The organism is Pseudarthrobacter adonitolis, from assembly GCF_055412845.1.
In genome coordinates this window covers 1-16,880 of record NZ_JBVAYW010000019.1, presented here as the reverse complement: position 1 = coordinate 16,880, position 16,880 = coordinate 1, and the positions used below count along the sequence as shown (strand labels likewise).

At 63.3% G+C, this 16,880-nt stretch carries 17 protein-coding genes, 6 tRNA genes and 1 pseudogene; 14 read left to right on the top strand and 10 right to left on the bottom strand.

Going from position 1 to position 16,880, the window contains the following annotated elements; translation table 11 throughout:
* Positions 1–4 precede the first annotated feature (4 nt).
* The 5 genes from ACZYZ4_RS15795 to ACZYZ4_RS15775 form a co-directional block, all read right to left on the bottom strand.
* The gene (locus ACZYZ4_RS15795; RefSeq protein ID WP_463862390.1) at positions 5–1,594 is read right to left on the bottom strand and encodes an RsmB/NOP family class I SAM-dependent RNA methyltransferase; all 1,590 of its coding nucleotides are present in this window, start codon (positions 1,592–1,594) and stop codon (positions 5–7) included.
* Complete coding sequence (gene fmt, locus ACZYZ4_RS15790; RefSeq protein WP_463862388.1) at positions 1,591–2,511, bottom strand: methionyl-tRNA formyltransferase; 921 nt, start codon at positions 2,509–2,511, stop codon at positions 1,591–1,593. Before fmt ends, ACZYZ4_RS15795 begins: the two co-directional genes overlap by 4 nt.
* Positions 2,508–3,104 carry a peptide deformylase gene (gene def, locus ACZYZ4_RS15785; RefSeq protein WP_463862387.1) on the bottom strand — a complete coding sequence of 199 codons (597 nt, stop codon included), beginning with the start codon at positions 3,102–3,104 and terminating at the stop codon, positions 2,508–2,510. Before def ends, fmt begins: the two co-directional genes overlap by 4 nt.
* A 123-nt stretch (positions 3,105–3,227) precedes the next feature.
* Positions 3,228–4,088, bottom strand: coding sequence for a cytochrome (locus ACZYZ4_RS15780; RefSeq protein ID WP_463862385.1), 861 nt, complete (start codon positions 4,086–4,088; stop codon positions 3,228–3,230).
* 93 nt (positions 4,089–4,181) lie between these two features.
* Positions 4,182–4,253, bottom strand: a tRNA-Val gene (locus ACZYZ4_RS15775).
* 227 nt (positions 4,254–4,480) lie between these two features.
* Between ACZYZ4_RS15775 and ACZYZ4_RS15770 the strand changes: the two genes are divergently transcribed.
* The 6 genes from ACZYZ4_RS15770 to ACZYZ4_RS15745 all read left to right on the top strand — a co-directional run bounded on the left by ACZYZ4_RS15770 (position 4,481) and on the right by ACZYZ4_RS15745 (position 5,456).
* Positions 4,481–4,553: transfer RNA gene (locus ACZYZ4_RS15770), tRNA-Gly, on the top strand.
* 47 nt (positions 4,554–4,600) lie between these two features.
* Positions 4,601–4,671: transfer RNA gene (locus ACZYZ4_RS15765), tRNA-Cys, on the top strand.
* A 38-nt stretch (positions 4,672–4,709) separates the two neighbouring features.
* Positions 4,710–4,784: transfer RNA gene (locus ACZYZ4_RS15760), tRNA-Val, on the top strand.
* A 58-nt stretch (positions 4,785–4,842) separates the two neighbouring features.
* Positions 4,843–4,915 (top strand) — tRNA-Gly (locus ACZYZ4_RS15755).
* A gap of 44 nt (positions 4,916–4,959) precedes the next feature.
* Positions 4,960–5,031 (top strand) — tRNA-Val (locus ACZYZ4_RS15750).
* A 167-nt stretch (positions 5,032–5,198) separates the two neighbouring features.
* On the top strand, positions 5,199–5,456 hold the full coding sequence (locus tag ACZYZ4_RS15745; RefSeq protein WP_463862383.1) for an antitoxin: 258 nt from the start codon (positions 5,199–5,201) through the stop codon (positions 5,454–5,456).
* Between the two features lie 113 nt (positions 5,457–5,569).
* Here the strand turns inward: ACZYZ4_RS15745 and zapE are convergent, their stop codons facing one another.
* The gene (gene zapE / locus ACZYZ4_RS15740; protein WP_463862381.1) at positions 5,570–6,607 is read right to left on the bottom strand and encodes a cell division protein ZapE; all 1,038 of its coding nucleotides are present in this window, start codon (positions 6,605–6,607) and stop codon (positions 5,570–5,572) included.
* Positions 6,608–6,822: 215 nt separating this feature from the next.
* Between zapE and ACZYZ4_RS15735 the strand changes: the two genes are divergently transcribed.
* The 3 genes from ACZYZ4_RS15735 to ybaK are packed head-to-tail and all read left to right on the top strand — an operon-like array spanning position 6,823 to position 8,723.
* Positions 6,823–7,734 carry a sulfurtransferase gene (locus ACZYZ4_RS15735; protein ID WP_463862379.1) on the top strand — a complete coding sequence of 304 codons (912 nt, stop codon included), beginning with the start codon at positions 6,823–6,825 and terminating at the stop codon, positions 7,732–7,734.
* A 10-nt stretch (positions 7,735–7,744) separates the two neighbouring features.
* Entirely contained in the window at positions 7,745–8,191 is a 447-nt protein-coding gene (locus ACZYZ4_RS15730; protein ID WP_463862377.1) for a SufE family protein, read from the top strand.
* Positions 8,192–8,225: 34 nt separating this feature from the next.
* Complete coding sequence (gene ybaK, locus ACZYZ4_RS15725; protein ID WP_463862375.1) at positions 8,226–8,723, top strand: Cys-tRNA(Pro) deacylase; 498 nt, start codon at positions 8,226–8,228, stop codon at positions 8,721–8,723.
* 161 nt (positions 8,724–8,884) lie between these two features.
* Here the strand turns inward: ybaK and ACZYZ4_RS15720 are convergent.
* Positions 8,885–9,425: pseudogene (locus ACZYZ4_RS15720) on the bottom strand (recombinase family protein).
* 230 nt (positions 9,426–9,655) lie between these two features.
* Entirely contained in the window at positions 9,656–9,994 is a 339-nt protein-coding gene (locus ACZYZ4_RS15715) for a hypothetical protein (protein WP_463862374.1), read from the bottom strand.
* 693 nt (positions 9,995–10,687) lie between these two features.
* Here ACZYZ4_RS15715 and ACZYZ4_RS15710 point away from each other — a divergent pair.
* From ACZYZ4_RS15710 to ACZYZ4_RS15695, 4 genes are all read left to right on the top strand, one after another.
* Entirely contained in the window at positions 10,688–11,239 is a 552-nt protein-coding gene (locus ACZYZ4_RS15710; RefSeq protein ID WP_463862373.1) for a pyridoxamine 5'-phosphate oxidase family protein, read from the top strand.
* A 104-nt stretch (positions 11,240–11,343) separates the two neighbouring features.
* Complete coding sequence (locus tag ACZYZ4_RS15705) at positions 11,344–11,730, top strand: YunG family protein (protein ID WP_463862372.1); 387 nt, start codon at positions 11,344–11,346, stop codon at positions 11,728–11,730.
* A 101-nt stretch (positions 11,731–11,831) separates the two neighbouring features.
* Positions 11,832–12,248: a GNAT family N-acetyltransferase gene (locus tag ACZYZ4_RS15700; protein ID WP_463862371.1), complete on the top strand. Its 417-nt coding sequence runs from the start codon at positions 11,832–11,834 to the stop codon at positions 12,246–12,248.
* A 510-nt stretch (positions 12,249–12,758) separates the two neighbouring features.
* A complete protein-coding gene (locus ACZYZ4_RS15695) occupies positions 12,759–13,070 on the top strand; it encodes an SRPBCC family protein (RefSeq protein ID WP_463862369.1) in 312 nt (103 codons plus the stop codon).
* A 21-nt stretch (positions 13,071–13,091) separates the two neighbouring features.
* Here the strand turns inward: ACZYZ4_RS15695 and ACZYZ4_RS15690 are convergent, their stop codons facing one another.
* Complete coding sequence (locus ACZYZ4_RS15690) at positions 13,092–13,349, bottom strand: hypothetical protein (RefSeq protein WP_463862367.1); 258 nt, start codon at positions 13,347–13,349, stop codon at positions 13,092–13,094.
* A 1,161-nt stretch (positions 13,350–14,510) separates the two neighbouring features.
* Between ACZYZ4_RS15690 and ACZYZ4_RS15685 the strand changes: the two genes are divergently transcribed.
* Positions 14,511–15,032 carry a hypothetical protein gene (locus tag ACZYZ4_RS15685; protein WP_463862365.1) on the top strand — a complete coding sequence of 174 codons (522 nt, stop codon included), beginning with the start codon at positions 14,511–14,513 and terminating at the stop codon, positions 15,030–15,032.
* A gap of 746 nt (positions 15,033–15,778) precedes the next feature.
* Here the strand turns inward: ACZYZ4_RS15685 and ACZYZ4_RS15680 are convergent.
* Positions 15,779–16,273 carry a hypothetical protein gene (locus ACZYZ4_RS15680; RefSeq protein WP_463862363.1) on the bottom strand — a complete coding sequence of 165 codons (495 nt, stop codon included), beginning with the start codon at positions 16,271–16,273 and terminating at the stop codon, positions 15,779–15,781.
* Positions 16,274–16,880 lie beyond the last annotated feature (607 nt).

Below are 16,880 nucleotides of genomic sequence, written 5' to 3'. Positions count from 1 at the left end.
CGGGTCAGGCTTTCTTCCGGATGAGGGCCAGGAACATGGCATCGGTGCTGTGGATGTGCGGCCAGAGTTGCGCCGTGGAATCGTGGCCTGCGCCCAGGTTCCCGGGCAGGCTCACGCTGTCCAGCACCGCACCGGCGTCCAGCAGCTCCAGGTCATCACGCTTCCGGAGGGCATCGCTGACCACTGCCGTGGTTTCGGCCGGGTGGGGTGAACAGGTGACGTAGGCAACCACTCCGCCGGGGCGGACGGCGTCCAGCGCCGATTTCAGCAGGGCGCGCTGCAGCGGCCCCAGGTCGGCGAGGTCTTTGGGGGTGCGGCGCCAGCGGGACTCCGGCCTGCGGCGCAGCGCACCAAGCCCGCTGCAGGGGACATCCACCAGGACACGGTCAAAGGATTCTGGCTGTTCTGTGCCCATGTCGCGGCCGTCGCCGGTCCGGACGCGCCAGACGTCCCTGGGCACGGCGGACAGGGCTTGGCTGACGAGTTTGGCACGGTGCGGGGCCGGTTCATTGGCGAGCAGCGTGGCACCTTGGGCGCTGGCCAGCGCGCCCAGCAGGGCGGCCTTGCCGCCGGGGCCGGCGCACAGGTCCAGCCAGGTTTCGTTCCGGTGTTCTGCTCCGGGACCTCCAGTGGGATCCAGCTCCACTGCCGCCATGGCGCGGGCCACCAGTTGCGAGCCGACGTCCTGCACGCGCGTGCTGCCTTCCCGCACGGAGGCGAGTCGGCCCAGGTCTCCGCCGCTGGAGAGTGCCGAGCCTTCAACAAGTTCACCCAGTGTGGCCCCGCCTTCCAAGGCTTCGTCCAGGTTTCCCAGGCCTGGCAGGGCAACGAGGTTGACCACCGGAGCCTCGTTATCGGATTCCAGCAGGTCGTTGATTTCGGCGGCTGACCGCCCGTGGGCCACCAAGGACTGGCGCATCGCCCGGACGATCCATTCGGGGTGGGCGTACCGGAGGGACGCGATGGTGGTTTCGTCGCTTTCACCGGCAACGAGGACCTCAAGCCACTCCTCCAGCGTGTGCGCCGTGACTTTCCGCAGCACCGCATTGATCAGGGCGGAGGGTCCGGCGCCGATGACGGCGCGGGCCAGGCCAACGGTCTGATCCAGAGCGGCGTGGGCCGGGACACGCATGGCCAGCAGCTGATGCGTGCCGATCCGCAGGGCGTCGAGAATGGCCGGGTCAAGCTGGTCCAGCGGCCGGTCAACGCAGCGGGCCAGGATGGCATCGTAGGTGCCCTGGCCACGCAAGGCACCGTAGCTGAGTTCGGTGGCGAAGCCGGCGTCGCGCTTATCCAGGCCGTGATGGCGGATGCGGGACGGGAGCACCAGGTTGGCATAGGCGTCCTCGGCGGCTACCGCGCGCAGGACTTCAAAAGCCACCAGCCTCGCCGGGTCCGCCCGGCGAGTCCGCTGCGCCGGCGCGTTTTCGGTGAAGCTCCGCTGGGAGGGGCGGTTCCGTTCGCGGCCCTGGGCGTTGCGCTGGCTGGAATTCCGCGGCCCGCCCTTGCCCCGTCCGCTGTTGCCCCGTCCGCCGCTTGGGGCGCCGCTTCCACTGCCGCCGCTGCCGCCTGCATTACCGCCGGATTCGCTCATTCGAAGACCACGCTTTCCAGTGTTGCCATGCCACGCGCCCAGTCGGCGGCGGCCATCATCTTTTTGCCCGAAGGCTGGATCCTCGTCAGCTCCACGGCGTGGGACCCGGTGCCCACCAGGACGCTCTTCCCGTCGAGGACGACTGCGCCGGGCTGCATATCTGTGTTACCCGGCCGGAGCCGGACGGGTTCGAGTTTGACGCGCTGGCCGTCCAGGGTGGTCCAGGCACCGGGCTCGGGAGTTACGCCGCGGGCGCGCCTGCCGATCGCCAGGGCAGGTAGCTTCCAGTCGAGCCGGCCGTCATCGATGGTCAGCTTGGGGGCCAGCGAAACATCGCCGAGCTGCGGCTGCGGAGCTGCCCTCGCGGCCTCGACGGCTGACAGCGTCTGGGCAAGGAGTACGGCCCCGCTGTGGGACAGCCGCTCCAGCAGCGCTCCGGCGGTGTCTTCCGGGCCAACGCCCTCGGTCAGCGTTCCGAAGACCGGGCCGGTGTCCAAACCTTCTTCCAGCAGGAAGGTGACTGCCCCGGTGACGTCGTCGCCAGCCATCACGGCCCGCTGTACCGGGGCAGCGCCACGCCATGCGGGAAGCAGGGAGAAGTGCAGGTTGATCCAACCGTGCGGGGGAATATCCAGGGCCGCGCGCGGAATCAGTCCGCCGTAGGCCACGATAGCGGCCACGTCCGGCTTGGCCGCGGCGATCTTCGCCGTCACGGCCTCGTCCACGCGGGTGGCGTGGATGATGTCGATTCCCAGCTCGGCGGCGCGGGCGGCAACGGGCGACGGCGTCAGGACGCGTTTGCGCCCTATCGGCGCGTCGGGACGGGTGAGGACCGCAACGATCTTAAAGCCGGCCGCAACGAGGGCATCAAGGGACGGGACGGCCACGGCGGGGGTGCCGGCGAAAAGTACCCTCATGTGGTGGCGCCGCCGCCGAAGCTGGCGCCCCCGACAGAGCTCGTGCCCCCGAAACTGGACCCAACCGTCTTGGCGCGCTTCGACGTCGTACGTTCCGTGATGGCGTCATAGTTGGCGTTGCGGATGGAGCGCAGAGCCGTCTTCCGGTCCTCACCTTCCAGCCTGTCGGTGAAGAGGATGCCGTCCAAGTGGTCCGTCTCGTGCTGGAAGCAACGGGCCAGCATGTCCTGCCCCTCCACAGCGACAGGATTCCCGTTAAGGTCAACGCCGGTGGCGCGCGTGGCGCGGAAGCGGCGGACCGGGAACGCCAGGCCAGGGATGGACAGACAGCCCTCAACCTGGTCCGTCTGGTAGTCCTCGGTGTTTTCCAGGACCGGATTGATGATGTGGCCCTCCACCCCGTCGATGCGGTAGGTGAAGACCCGCTGGCTGACGCCAATCTGGGGGGCTGCGAGGCCGGCGCCGTCCACGTCCTCCATGGTTTCCGTCATGTCCGCAACCAGCTTGGCGAGCTCAGGACCGAATTCCGTCACGGGATCGGCCACTGTGCGGAGCACAGGATCACCGATGATGCGGATATTCAGAATGGCCATGTGCTGTTTTTCCTCACGGTGGGCGTTAATGGCGAACCTATCCAGTTTAGGTGCAGGGGCACCAGCCCCGGGACTCCGGGCAGTCGTGCTCCGGACAGGCGTGCTCCGGGCACGCGTGCGGCGCTAGGCGCTGCGGACCTGTGCGGACGCGGGCGGAGCAAGCGGAAGAAGCGCAGAACCGGCGGCGAGCGTATCGGCGGACAGTTCCCAGACTCGGCGCAGTGCGCAGAACTTCCACCAGTGGTGCTTGAGGACGTCAGGATTGGCGCGGACCGGACGGACTTCCGTCTCGCCAATGGCCACAGCCAGCAGCAGGGGGGCCTCGCCGTACTTCCAGGGCTCCCATTCCCCTGCTACGGCATCCACGAGGCTCTCCTCGGCCTTCATGCCCGCCACCAGTTGCATGACCACCTTGTCGTCCAGGGGCTTGACGGCGCCGTCCCGCGTGGTGCCCTTGGTCTTGTAATCAATAACGCAGATCCGGCCGTTGATCCGGGCCACGAGGTCCAGAGTCCCGGCGTAGCCCACTGACTTGTTCCAGACGGTGATTTCCGGTGCGATGGGCTCCACCCCGTAGAGGTCCCACCACTCATCGAACCGCAGGGCAAAGCCTTCCTCGCCGTTGGCTGCCAGGGCCTCGCGGGTTTCCTTCATAGCGTGGGGCCTGCCCAGGGCACGGAGCGCAACCTGCTCGCAGTAGTTATGGACGCGGTCACCACGTTTGGCTGCCTCGTCCCGGTACATTTCTGCTGCCTTTGAGGCCCGGTTGACAGCCTGCCGGATTTTCGCCGGACTGCCCAGGCAATCGGCCAGCAGCGGATCCTTCGCCAAGCTGCTGGCGCCCATGTAACCGAACCAGCCGTCCAGTCCGTGCGGCTGCTGGCCGATGACGGTGGTGATGGACGGAACGGAGAACTGTTCGGAGGTGGACCGCGCATACATGCGGCCGTATTCCGTGGCGTGGGCAAGGAGTGGATCAGTCATACAAAGACTCTTTCACAAGGGGCTGACAGTATAGCGAGCACAAAAAAGGTCCGTTTCCGCTCGGCTGAGCGGAAACGGACCAGATTTCTCGGGTGGGCGATACTGGGTTCGAACCAGTGACCTCTTCGGTGTGAACGAAGCGCGCTACCACTGCGCCAATCGCCCCGATGCCTTTGAATGCTAGCCGACCCGGCGGGGTTATGGAAATCGAGACGCGGCCTGGCAGGAATTACACGCCTGTAATTAGCAAAATCCCCTAGATTGCAAGGATCCAGGGGCGCTGCCGCGATTGAGGGAAGTGCGATTTGGAGAATCCCTGAACCTCCTATAGAGTTCTTACTCGTTGGAACGCGAGGAAATGCCCCAAACGGCACGGATTCAGCGGGCCAAATGCGGACGTAGCTCAGCTGGTAGAGCACCACCTTGCCAAGGTGGATGTCGCGAGTTCGAATCTCGTCGTCCGCTCGCAGGACACTGTCACGGCAAAGGTTTTTCGGAATCGGAGCTTGCACGGTGGGTTGGCCGAGAGGCGAGGCAGCGGCCTGCAAAGCCGTTCACACGGGTTCGAATCCCGTACCCACCTCGGTGAAAACCATGGATTCCGGTTCACGCCGGACGAATGGGCGATTGGCGCAGCGGTAGCGCGCTTCCCTGACACGGAAGAGGTCACTGGTTCGATCCCAGTATCGCCCACCAAGCAAGGAAACTTGCTTCATGCAGTACGCCAGGCCGCCGGCCAGGCTGTACTTCATACGCGGACGTAGCTCAGCTGGTAGAGCACCACCTTGCCAAGGTGGATGTCGCGAGTTCGAATCTCGTCGTCCGCTCTCTACCCTAGTAATAAATCCGAACTGGCCGGACTTCCGGTTCCGGGCGATTGGCGCAGCGGTAGCGCGCTTCCCTGACACGGAAGAGGTCACTGGTTCGATCCCAGTATCGCCCACACACAGCAGCTCTCCGTGAGCTGCTTTTTTGTTGCCCGAATGGCCCGCTCGACTTTACAGAACTCGACTTTACAGAAATTGTCACAGCACCTTGGCACGCCCCGCAGAGAGGGCTAGGATCGGTTGCGGAGGAGCGAACTGGCTCCGCGATTGAAGGGAGGTGCTCGTGGGACTGATTGACGATCTTAAGGGCAAGGCTCAGGGTCTCATCCACGGCAACGAGCAGGCCATCAAGGACGGCATCACGAAAGCCGGCGATTTCGTCGACTCAAAGACTGGCGGCAAGTACGCCGGTCACGTGGACAAAGTCCAGGAAGGCACTTCCAAGCTCGTTGACAAGAATGATGGAACACGAGGCGCAGCACCTGCCACCGAGCAGGCTCCGCCAGTCAACCCGGTTCCGCCGGTTGACAAGGCTCCGTAACAGGGATTTGGCCAGGGCATTGCCCTAGCACGTCAAGGGGGTGCGGGTCCCGCCGGGAGGCGGCACCCGCACCTTTGGCGATTAACTGACTGTCCGGCTTTCCCGGCCGCTGCCTAGGACGGCTCGTGGTTCTGGCCCTCACGGGCCAGCGCGGTCAGGCGGGACACAGCACGGAAATACTTCTTGGTGTACCCGCCGTGCATCATCTCGTCCGTGAAGAGCTTGTCGAAGGGGACGCCGCTGGCCAGGATAGGCACATCCTTGTCGTACAGGCGGTCCGCCAACACCACGAACCGAAGTGCCACAGCCTGTTCGGTAATGGTCTCCACGTTGCGCCACACGACGCCGTCGATGCCGTCGATAAGTTGCCGGTAACGGCTCGGGTGGACACCGGCAAGGTGGCCAATCAGTGAACTGAATTCATCCTCTGCCACGGTCTTGCCGTCGAACTCGGCCTTCATCTGTGCAGCGAGCTGGCTGTTCTTCAGCGGCGCCGGGGCGGCGGGCAGGCCACGGTGGCGGAAATCCTCGCCGTCGATCCTGATGACGTCGAACTGGTCCGCCAGGACCTGGATTTCACGCGCAAAGTCGACGGCGGCAAAGCGGCCGTCACCCAACGAACCCGGCAGGGTGTTGGACGTGGCAGCAAGCTTGACGCCGGCGTCGGCCAGTTCACGCATCAGACGGGACATCAGCACGGTGTCACCCGGATCATCAAGCTCGAACTCGTCGATGCATACCAGCCTGTAGTGGCTCAGGGCCTCAACAGTCTTACGGAAAGAAAGCGCCCCAACGAGGTTGGTGTATTCCACAAACGTGCCGAAGGCCTTGGGGCCTGGGGCGGCATGCCACAGCGAGGCCAGCAGGTGGGTTTTGCCGACGCCGAATCCGCCGTCGAGGTAGATCCCCGCCCGGGTTGCCACTTTCTTGGTGAAGAGCTTCTTGAACAGGCCGTCGCCGTCGCCGGCTCCAACTCCCCCGGCGAACGCTTCCAGCACCTTAACCGCCGCCGCCTGGGACGGCTGGTTCGGGTCCGGCCGGTAGCTGGCAAACGAGACTTGACCAAACCGTGGGGACGGATAAAAACCCTTAAGGAGCTCATCCACCGAAACCGCCGGAGTGCGGGCAGCAAGCTGTTCGATCTGTACCAAGGTGGTCCGTTCTGCTGGTGGGTTGTCCCCAGAAAGAATACCGGCAATGGCCCGAGCCTCCCCCGCCATCCGGCCGGCACAGGCCCACGCGTGACGAAGGCCATATTTCCCTCTGTTAACAAGGTGGCGGACAGGGCGACCAGCCGTGGCTAGTGTGGATGCAGGTTTTCCTTCTTCAGCAGATCCGCCATGTGTCTCAGTGAAAGGCCAACACCATGTCCTACGCAGTTGAACAAAACGAGAAGTTCGCCGCCTACGCCAACCCGGAGCGTCTGGTGTCCACCGGGTGGCTTGCCACCGCACTTGCGGCTGGCGCCCTGGCGGACGGGAAGCTGGTGGTGGTCGAGTCCGACGAGGACGTCCTCCTTTACGAGACCGGCCACATCCCCGGAGCCGTCAAAATCGACTGGCACACGGACCTGAACGATGAAGTGACCCGCGATTACGTGAACGGCGAGGCATTCGCCGCCCTGGCCGCCGCCAAGGGTATCTCCCGCGACACCACGGTGGTCATCTATGGGGACAAGTCCAACTGGTGGGCCGCCTATGCACTCTGGGTCTTCACGCTGTTCGGCCATGAAGATGTCCGGCTGCTCGACGGCGGCAGGGACAAGTGGATCGCCGAAGGCCGTGACCTGACCACGGAGCGGACCGCCCCGGCGCCCGGCGACTACCCACGGGTGGAGCGCAACGACGCCCCCATCCGCGCTTTCAAGGAAGATGTGCTGGCACACTTCGGCAAGCCGCTGATCGATGTCCGCTCCCCCGAGGAATACACCGGCCAGCGGACCCACATGCCGGCCTACCCGGAAGAAGGTGCGCTCCGCGGCGGCCACATTCCTACGGCAGCATCCATTCCGTGGGCGCGCGCCGCGGCACCGGACGGAACGTACCGCAGCCGGGAAGAGCTCGAGGCCCTTTACCTGGGCGAGGCCGGCCTGACCGCAGGCGATGACGTGGTGGCCTACTGCCGTATAGGCGAGCGTTCCAGCCACACCTGGTTCGCGCTCAAGTACCTGCTGGGCTTTGACACCGTCCGGAACTACGACGGTTCCTGGACCGAGTGGGGCAACGCCGTCCGGGTTCCCATCGCGAAGGGCACGGAACGCGGCACGGTCCCGGCGTAAACTGGAACAGATGACAACACATGACCTGCCCGCCGCATTGGCGGAAATCGTGGATGACTTCCAGGCCCTGACCGAACCCGATCGGCTTCAGTTGCTGCTTGAGTTCTCGCGCGAACTGCCGGAGCTGCCGGACCGGCTGAAGGACCACCCCGAACTCCTGGAGCAAGTGGTGGAATGCCAGTCGCCGCTGTTCCTGACCATCGAGACGGAAAAGAACGACGCCGTTCGGCTCTACTTCAAAGCGCCACCGGAAGCCCCCACCACGCGGGGTTTCGCCGGTGTGCTCCACGAGGGACTCGACGGACTCAGCGCCGCTGAAATCCTAGCGGTGCCGGACGATATGCCGGAGCTGCTGGGCCTGACGCGGGCCATCACGCCATTGCGGATGCGCGGCATGACAGCCATGCTGGGACGGATCAAGCGCAAGGTCGCAGCTACGTCCCGGTCCGCGTCCTGATCTCCTGTAATCTCCTGATCGGAAACTGAACGCTTTGGGACGCAAGGGTTCTTCAAAGGGAACGCCGGCCAAAGCCGCACTGGCTGCAGCCGGCGTTCCTTTTGTGCTGCGTCCGTATGCCCACGATCCTTCGGCGGCCAGCTACGGCATGGAAGCTGCCGAAGCCCTGGGCATCGCTCCGGAGAAGGTCTTCAAGACCCTCATGGTAGAAGTGGAAGGCCGGCTGGCTGTGGGGGTTGTGCCGGTCAGCGGAAACCTTGACCTGAAAGCATTCGCCGCCGCCCTGGGAGCCAAGAAGGCTTCGATGGCAGACCCCGCGGCTGCTGAACGCCGCACAGGCTATGTTCTTGGCGGGATCTCGCCGTTGGGCCAGCGCCAGTCATCACCCACCGTGGTCGACAGCAGCGCCCTTGACCTCGGAACGATGCTGGTTTCCGGTGGTAGGCGCGGCTTGGACGTTGAGCTTGCCCCGGCCGACCTCATCCGACTGACGTCCGCCGTGACAGCGGCCATCGGCACGCGCACACTTTAGCGCCGGACCTGGACCGGATCGACCCCGGACCTGACCCAGATGACAGTTTGTCATTTTCCGAAGTCGTCTGCACGGAATTTCCGAAGTCCTCTGCACAAGTGTCAGTGGCGCCGTGCGCTACGGGGTCTGAGGAGGATCGGTAGGGAAATCACGCTAAGCGGTCAGTCGGGGTCGCCTGCGTGTTTGATGGCACGGTAGACCGTTGAGCGCGCCACGGCGAAGAGTTCGGCATTCTCCGCCGTCGTGTGCGTCCCTGCCCGGTGAACGGAGACCAGGTGGGCTTCCTGTGTTTTGGAAAGCTGGGCTGTTTCCCCCGCAGGCGGCCCTTCGCCTTGGCGACCGCCATGCCTTCCCGGGTCCGTGCCCGGATCAGGTCGGCTTCGAATTCTGCAACCATGGCCAGGACGTTGAAGAGAAGCCGGCCCACGGGATCGGTGGGGCCATGGACGGAGCCGCCAATGCTCAGCTGGACTTCGCGGCGGGTGAGTTCGTCGACAATGTCCTTCGCATCGCGCAGCGACCGGGCCAGGAAGTCGAGTTTGGTCACTACCAGGGTGTCCCCATCACGGCAGGCGGCCAGCGCTTCCCTGAGTCCGGGCCGTGCCCGGTTGGCGCCGGTCAGGCCCTGGTCTGTGAACGTCTTCTCCGGGGTCACCCAAGCACCCAGGGCATTCTCTGGGCAGAGAGGTCTTGGTCGTTCATCGATACGCCGTTCCGCTGCCCACAACCGGGGACAATCCTGATGGGATATCCACCGCTACGGCTGCCAGGGAGCTACCCCGATGACTCCCAATTTCAGCCGTGGATAACCCGAATTGACGCCCAGCTGTGGACAGCTGGGGTGTAGGGCTGGGAGTCCCCGCTTGTGGGAACTGGGTAGGGGGTGGCGGCAAGAACACCGTCTGAAGAGGCGTCAAGACCCCATCCAGTGATCAGTAGGTTGACAGGCGCGTGGCTTCTGCATCTACTCCAGTCATCCATTCCGGGCCGAACGATGATGCTCTGGGGTTCTTGAAAAAATCTGCCAGCGCCGCTTCAACATGGCCGAGATCGTTTACCAACCGCGAGGGAAGGAAACCCTCCGCATCGCTTACTGGCACTTCCACAGATTCATCCGTGACTTGGCCAGGCCGCACCAGCGCCGCCCACGATCCCTCGTTGGTGGCATCAGCATTTCGATGGCACACCAGCCCTGAATACGCGCTTCCCGCCACCTCAAAACGTGTCGCCCCATGCTCGACAGTCAGCCGACCACGCGTCTTCCCGTCCAACGCGCCTAAACCAGCATGAGCCGCTTTCCGGGCCCCAGCCACAGTGTCGACCCCCCCTCATCCACAATCCACGGCGCCGCCGCCTCTACCGTGCGGTTCGCAACTGCACGCCCCCACGCAACTCCCGCAATCGTTCCCGCGAGGAGCCCGCCAAACCAGGCGTATCCCGCCGTACCCAAAAACAACCAGACCACGACGAACAATATGAGAACGACAGAACCGATCCACCGCCGGGGCACACCGAAACGCACAAGCCAGGCGCCCACGCCCAGTCCCGCCAGTATCGCTCCGACCTCCAGACCCACCTGCTCCGTTGGCACGAACACCATCACCGAGATTGTGGCCAACAAGACCACCCCGCTGAAGATCAGTGAGCCCTTCCAAGGACGCCGACGACTATTTCTCACAACTTCCAACTTTCCTCACTGTGCTTCTCCACCATCCAAGCCGGTTCCCAGGAACCACGCCCAGCCGACGGCCCATCCGCGGTGTCAGCACCCCACAGTCCCACGGTATTCCTATGGTTGTGGTTGAACATGCCGCTCCAAGGCCTGCACCTTCTATGTGGACGACAGAGATCTGTTACCTTCAGATCGAACCTGTTGCGACGATAGTTGGAAACCACCACGTCCCGTTAACCGATCCCTCAGAGGACAACCGAAACGGCCCGATGCGACGGACTATGCTTTGACCGTGGCCAAAATCTTCGACTCCATCGACAGAAACCTCAAGGCTTGGATCGAGGAACAGCCCATGTGGTTCGTCGCAACCGCGCCCCTTGGGACAGAAGGGCATGTAAACATGTCCCCCCGCGGCCACGACTCGTTCTCTGTCCTGGGCGCTCACCGAGTCGGCTGGGTCGACTACACCGGCAGCGGCATCGAGACCATCGCACACATTCGAGAAAATGGCCGTGTGTGCCTCATGTTCAATTCGTTCGGTAGCCGTCCCCGCATCGTTCGCCTACACGGTCGAGGTGCGGTGTTCCTTCCGGGTGAGGCAACATTCGACGAGGTAACGGCACTTCACCCCAAGCACCCGAGCACCCGAGCGGTCATCACGGTAGACGTCACGCGCATCAGCGACTCGTGTGGTTGGGGTGTCCCCGTTATGGAAATGACCGAAGAACGTGACCTTCTCCGGTTGCAGGCCGAGAAGAAAGGCGAGGACGGCATGGCCGAGTACCGCGCCGAGAGGAACTCGCTGAGCATCGACGGTCTGCCCGGGTTCCCCGCCGAGGCGTAACCGGCCCATGGGGAAGAGAGGTCTCTCGCGACCGGCCCCTGTCTTGAAGAACGTGCTCGCTGAGGGTCCCTCACCGTTCAGTAGTCCCTTGGTACGCCGTCGCCATGTCTCATACGTTGCTCGAGCTCGAGCGAGCATTCCGTCTGTCTTGGAGCGCAGATACGACCTGCCTCGACGCCAAAAGCCTCGCGAAGTGGCACCCCGACAATGCGGCACACGGCCAGCGCGGACCCACAGCTCTCATCGTTCAAGACCTGCTCGGCGGTGATCTCCTCATCGCAGACGTCAGCGGCGGCAACGAGGAGGACGAAGTCCATTACTGGAACCGGTTTCCTGGTGGCTTCGAGATCGACCTCACCCGAAAGCAATTCAGAGGTCACCGCACCATCGGGGAGCCCCGCGTCGTTGTCCGGCCTCCAGGAGGGCCACGAGCGTACGTCAGCGAGTACCAGCTGCTTCGCACAAGAGTGCTTTCCGCGCTGAACCCCTGATCCATTCGCTTATGGAACGTCCGTTGAAGAAACCCTGATCGGGACCGAAGTTGGCTCGCGTTGTTTCGAGATGCCTTGCCCCGTTCCCCTAGGGTGTTGTCATGACTGAGCGATATTTCTTCTCCGCCGAAACGGACAGAGTTGATCGTGCCCGCGTGCACCAGTGGCTCAGCGAGCAGTCCTATTGGGCGCAAGGTCGGGTTCGTGAGAAGCAGGATGCAGCTATCGACGCCTCTCGGAACTACGGGGTGTACGACATCGGGTCCGGAGAGCAGGTGGCTTACGGTCGCGTCGTGACTGACGGCGTTACGTTTGCTTGGCTCTGCGACGTGTTCGTCGCAACCGAAGCCCGCGGTCAAGGCATCGGCAAGATGCTGGCCGCTGGTGTAGTGGCGGACCTGGAACCTTTAGACCTAAAACGGATTCTGTTGTCAACGGGCGATGCTCACGGGCTTTACGCCCAATACGGCTTCACTGAGCTGACCGAGCCATCAAAAATGATGGCTCGCGTCCGTTGACCCATCGCTTACGGACGCGCAGTGACGTGGTCAACAAGCCTTCTCAACAGTTCAAGTTGATCGAGTGCTGAGTTGCGCCATCCCGTTTCTGTCGTTTCCAAACTATGGTTCCCCGACTCGACGGTAATGGTTTCAGTGTGGGAGTTGAGGATTCCCTGAGGTCGCCAGGTGGGGTCTGCGGTCCCTCCGTCGAAGAGANGCCATGCAGCCCGTACCTTGCAACCGACGAAGTAGGGCAGGGCGTACGTACCGAGGGACTTGCCAATCACTGCGGTAGGCGCATCCGGTAATTCCGCCAGAGCCTGTGCCACTGCGTCCTCAACAAAGTGCGCGATATCGCGGGGCGCAGGGCCCTTGACGTCGGCGTGCCAATTGACCGACCACACATCCCATCCGGCTTGCGTCAAGGCGAGCACGGGCCAATAGCATGTTCGGGCTACCGCCGAGCAGGTGTGGGCGCTGGTCAGCGTTCCCGGCTGGTTCATCAGCAGCCGTCCAGGGGCCCCTGCCGTGGAGAGGATCAATGACCGGCTCACCATCGTACGCAATGACCAGCGCGGCCCGAGGGTCATCCGCACCGTAGAACGGATCAATCCCTCCTATGCCGTCTTCCGCTGGGAAGTCCCCGGAGACTCCTTACTCGAACCCACGCTGATCCAGTTCTGGATCACTAAACAGGGCGCCGGCACCGTGCTGCTAAAAGTCAGGGAGAGCGACTTCACCACCAGGACTGACGGACACGATGAGGACCGGAGAACACTGGACGAGAACAGCGAAGGGTGGGCAGAGGCCCTGGAATCCGTCCGCCGCTATTTCGAATAAGGACGGGGCAAATTCTCGAGTTCAGGAGTCCCCATCCTCGTCCGCAGCGCCGTCCTCTCGGTCCCATAAGACGAAAAGAGCCGGGCGGGAGCGGCCGCTCTGTAACCGCACGCGATGGCCAGCCACCATGGCCCCTGCACCTATCAGCACGCCGAGGAACACGAGGAAAACACCGACGGTGAACCAGTGGCCCTGCCCGAAAATCATCAACGCAACGCCCGCTAGGGACAGGCCTTTCCCCGCGATGTCCAGATACAAAGGGCTTTTCAGGTACTCCACACATCCAGCAGAGCATCATTCCAGCGACGCATCCACAAGATCCCCCGGTCCCCCCGACTGCGCCTTTGCCGCAGCCAGGCGTGCTTTTGTCCTTTACAAACGGTCGCTGCCTGCCAAATGCCAGGGTTCCTCCCGGGCGTTCAGAACGGTGACCAAGTCGGCGAGATGGTGCCGGTCGGTGTGGCAATGGGCGCATCAAGGCCGGCCGCCTCGGGTCTGGTCGCCGCTTCGTGGTGGATATGCGCCGAGGTGAGGGTCACGTGGCTTAGACCAGCCCGGGGTAGCTGGACAGGATGTAGTCTCCGTCCGCGGGGCCCTTCATGCGAAGGTGCTTCTGTCCGGGCCGGATCCGTTTCTCATTCATGGCCGCCCAGAAAGCATCTTCGGGCCGGGGCACCGCTTGCAGGGCCTACTAGGACCGAAAACGCAGCGAAGGAAAGCGACACAACCAGGCACTGGCCCGAGGACGCTGCGACACCTCTACGCCATGCTCAGGGACGCAACCCTCTACCAACCCCGCAGCCGCATAAAGCCAGCCACTTCCATGCGCCCGTGAGCTCCCAAAACCCTTCACCCGGCGGGAGATGTCTCATCGGCCGCCAGCTAAGCGCGGACCCGGTGACGACGGCTCGCGTCGGGTCCTCAGGAGGCTTTCAGCCTGAGGGATTCTCCACGGGCGTGCCGTCCGGGTCTTCCGTTATGTTGGGTTCTTCCGTCGGTTTCGTAGTCGGCTTGTCGGTTCGGGGATCTTCGGGCTCGCCGAGGGGCTGTTGTCCAGGTCCGGGGTCGCTCATGATGTTCCTCCAGTGATTCTTATGCCGGTCCATTGTCATGATGCCACCACAAAATGCATGTGCACAGTGCCGACGATGACGACCCCCTAACGGGACAGGCCACTCGGCAGGGTAAATGGTTCCGGTGGTGCCGCTGAAGGTCGTCACGGCCCGTGGCGGCGGCCAGAGCCGAGCGGAACGGGCAGGACCTGCACCGGCCAACCGTCTCAGCGGCCTCGTCCCCGGGACGTCAGCCGAAACGGACAGCGGAGACGGCACAGTGGGCTGGCTGATGACTTGGGTGTTTAGTTGTCCGGCCTTGGGCAGGGTTGCCGCCCGGCGCCATCCCTGACATGCTGATGCATCACGAGTACAGCTGGGAGGTTCCATGGCACCGCGAGTCCCTAACACCATCGACGAAAAACTGCTCGGTTTGTACCTGTCCGACCACTTGGCCGGCGCCACTGCAGGCCTTGGCAGGATCGAACGGATGACCAAGGCCTTCACCGACACCCCGGTCCATGCCGAGCTCGCCGGCCTGGCCGTGGAGATCGGCCGGGAGCGGGAACTGCTCACCGGGATAATCCATGACCTAGGAACCCGTCAGCGCCCCCAGCGCCAGGCCGTCGCCTGGTTGGCAGAGCACGCCGGCCGCCTGAAGCTGAACGGCCGGCTGCTGAGCCGCTCACCCATGACTTTGGTGCTGGAATCGGAATTGATGCGGGCGGCGGTCCTGGCCAAGGTGGGCGGTTGGCAGACGCTGGAGGAGCTGGCCCCGCAACTCGGGCTCGAGCAGTCCACTTTCGCCCGCCTCATAGCCGAGGGGCGGTCGCAAATCGAAACGCTGGACCGCGTCCACGAGCACGCCCGCCGCAACGCCTTCCGCAAGGGCGGGGACATCGCCGGCTAGACCCAGGCAAGCCAACGTCGCTAGCGGCCCCACTATCTCGGGATCCACTAGGACGCCGTTTTCCGCTGCTTTGATCCTTGGTGCCCGTTGTTTGTCCGCCTCACCCGACGAAGTTGTTGAAGGGCCGCGATAGCCCCAATTACGGCCATGCCCAAGCCAGCAAGAAAGGACCCTATATTTGGTTGCGGAACGCCAGCACGACGCCGCATACGGCAACGAGTGCGTAGAGAAATACATTAATCACAGGTCACTCCAGTTGTTAGTGCATAGTGGTCCCGCCAGCGCTGCTAACCGAAGTTGAAACACCCGCACGTTCGATTAGCCCTGCCGTCAGCGTAACCGCACATAGGTTGGGTGTTCGAGTACGACTAGTCGGAATAGCAGTTCCGTCACTGCCCACCCTTCTGCCGAGGCAATCGGTGCCACGCCCCGCGCCGTGAAGGGTGTCCCGGATAGAGCAGCTTAGGTCCCGTAAGCCGGTCCTCCAACGGCCGCCGCAGCGGCACTGGGAGGGCCGTTGGAAAATGTCGTTTTCAGAAGTCGACTGCACAGAATGTCTGAAGTCGTCTGCACTGCGATTGTTCGTAGGCAGAACGCCAGCTGTAGCGATGGCACCGTGGTGGTGGGTGAGCAGGAGAACGACCTGATGTGGACGCGAATAGAACTCGGTCAAACAACGATTGTGGTGGTCCCACAGGTCAGCCGTAGCTCTTCGTCGACGGCGCCCAGGTGGCAGTCTTGGTCTTTCACCGCGGCCATCCTGCGATTTCGGGAGCTCTGCGGGCCCACTTGTAGTGGAGCTCGTCGTGCGGGATGTAGACGTCCACGCTGTCGCCGTCAAAACCATCTTGGGTGACGACCACGGACTGTCCGTCCGCGGCTACTATCTTCACGGTGTCCCCTACGCCGACGGCGCCCATAAATGCGAAGACAAAGACGATGCCCACGTACGGCACCGCCGCTGCAGCTGCTACCGCCGTTGTCCACCCGATGATTCGCCTCGGCAATTTCCGTGGAACCTTGGAAATCAGCGCGGGGAGTAAGAGAAACAGACCGACGGAGCCGGACAAAAGCGCCACGAAAAGGAACCAGGCGGCGATGGAGTCTCCAAGTATGCCGGCGTAGAGGAGTAGACCTTCCCGTGCAGCGGCCCGATAAGCCTCATCGATAGCATGGTCTGCCCAGGCGGCCAAGGCAGCAACAGCTAGGAACCCTGCGCCCCAGATCACGCGTCGGTTCACAGGCTGCTGGACGGAGCGGGGCGCTGGCTCTCAGAAAGCACGATGCCGCCAGCGAGCACACGATTAGCCAGCTGGAGAATAGGCTCCGGTGTTGGCCTAGGATCGCGGGCAGTCGGGGGCGTCGTTTGGGCCATGCTCTAAGAGTAGTTGCCGGGGCGAGTCGTCCTGTCTCTCACAAACGAAGGATTTCAAGAACAGGTTGATTTGAGAATTGTGGTGTTTGCGGCGAGCGGCTGGCAATGGGCTGTGACTTTCGGTGATAAATGTCGGCTTTTTCACGGCGCTATTTGGCGCTTAGTGCAGCCCTGCAAGATGATTAGGGGCGAGTTAGTGGACACCCAGCACCCTGGTTTGAGACCGAGGCGGCAGCCACGGACGGATGCTTGGTCCGAACCACCACAGCTGTTCATCGACGAGACTGATGCCGCAGCGAGCAACTGGCACCACGAGCCGTTCCTGGGGACTGCCCCGGCTTTTGTTGACTCGGGGTCTTAGGCCGCTATGAGCGCGGTCCGGTTGATTGTTTCATATTCGATCGGCGTGAGTTTTCCCAGCCGCCTTTGCCGTCGCCGGCGGTGGTACGTCCTTTCGATCCAGGTGGTGATCG

What these genes read in the sequence shown, in the direction of transcription:
- ACZYZ4_RS15705 (WP_463862372.1), top strand. Translation starts at nt 11,344, where the DNA reads ATGTCTCATACGTTGCTCGAGCTCGAGCGAGCATTCCGTCTGTCTTGG.
- ACZYZ4_RS15730 (WP_463862377.1), top strand. Translation starts at nt 7,745, where the DNA reads ATGACAACACATGACCTGCCCGCCGCATTGGCGGAAATCGTGGATGAC.
- fmt (WP_463862388.1), bottom strand. Translation starts at nt 2,511, where the DNA reads ATGAGGGTACTTTTCGCCGGCACCCCCGCCGTGGCCGTCCCGTCCCTT.
- ACZYZ4_RS15735 (WP_463862379.1), top strand. Translation starts at nt 6,823, where the DNA reads ATGTCCTACGCAGTTGAACAAAACGAGAAGTTCGCCGCCTACGCCAAC.
- ACZYZ4_RS15780 (WP_463862385.1), bottom strand. Translation starts at nt 4,088, where the DNA reads ATGACTGATCCACTCCTTGCCCACGCCACGGAATACGGCCGCATGTAT.
- def (WP_463862387.1), bottom strand. Translation starts at nt 3,104, where the DNA reads ATGGCCATTCTGAATATCCGCATCATCGGTGATCCTGTGCTCCGCACA.
- ACZYZ4_RS15795 (WP_463862390.1), bottom strand. Translation starts at nt 1,594, where the DNA reads ATGAGCGAATCCGGCGGTAATGCAGGCGGCAGCGGCGGCAGTGGAAGC.
- ACZYZ4_RS15685 (WP_463862365.1), top strand. Translation starts at nt 14,511, where the DNA reads ATGGCACCGCGAGTCCCTAACACCATCGACGAAAAACTGCTCGGTTTG.
- ACZYZ4_RS15700 (WP_463862371.1), top strand. Translation starts at nt 11,832, where the DNA reads ATGACTGAGCGATATTTCTTCTCCGCCGAAACGGACAGAGTTGATCGT.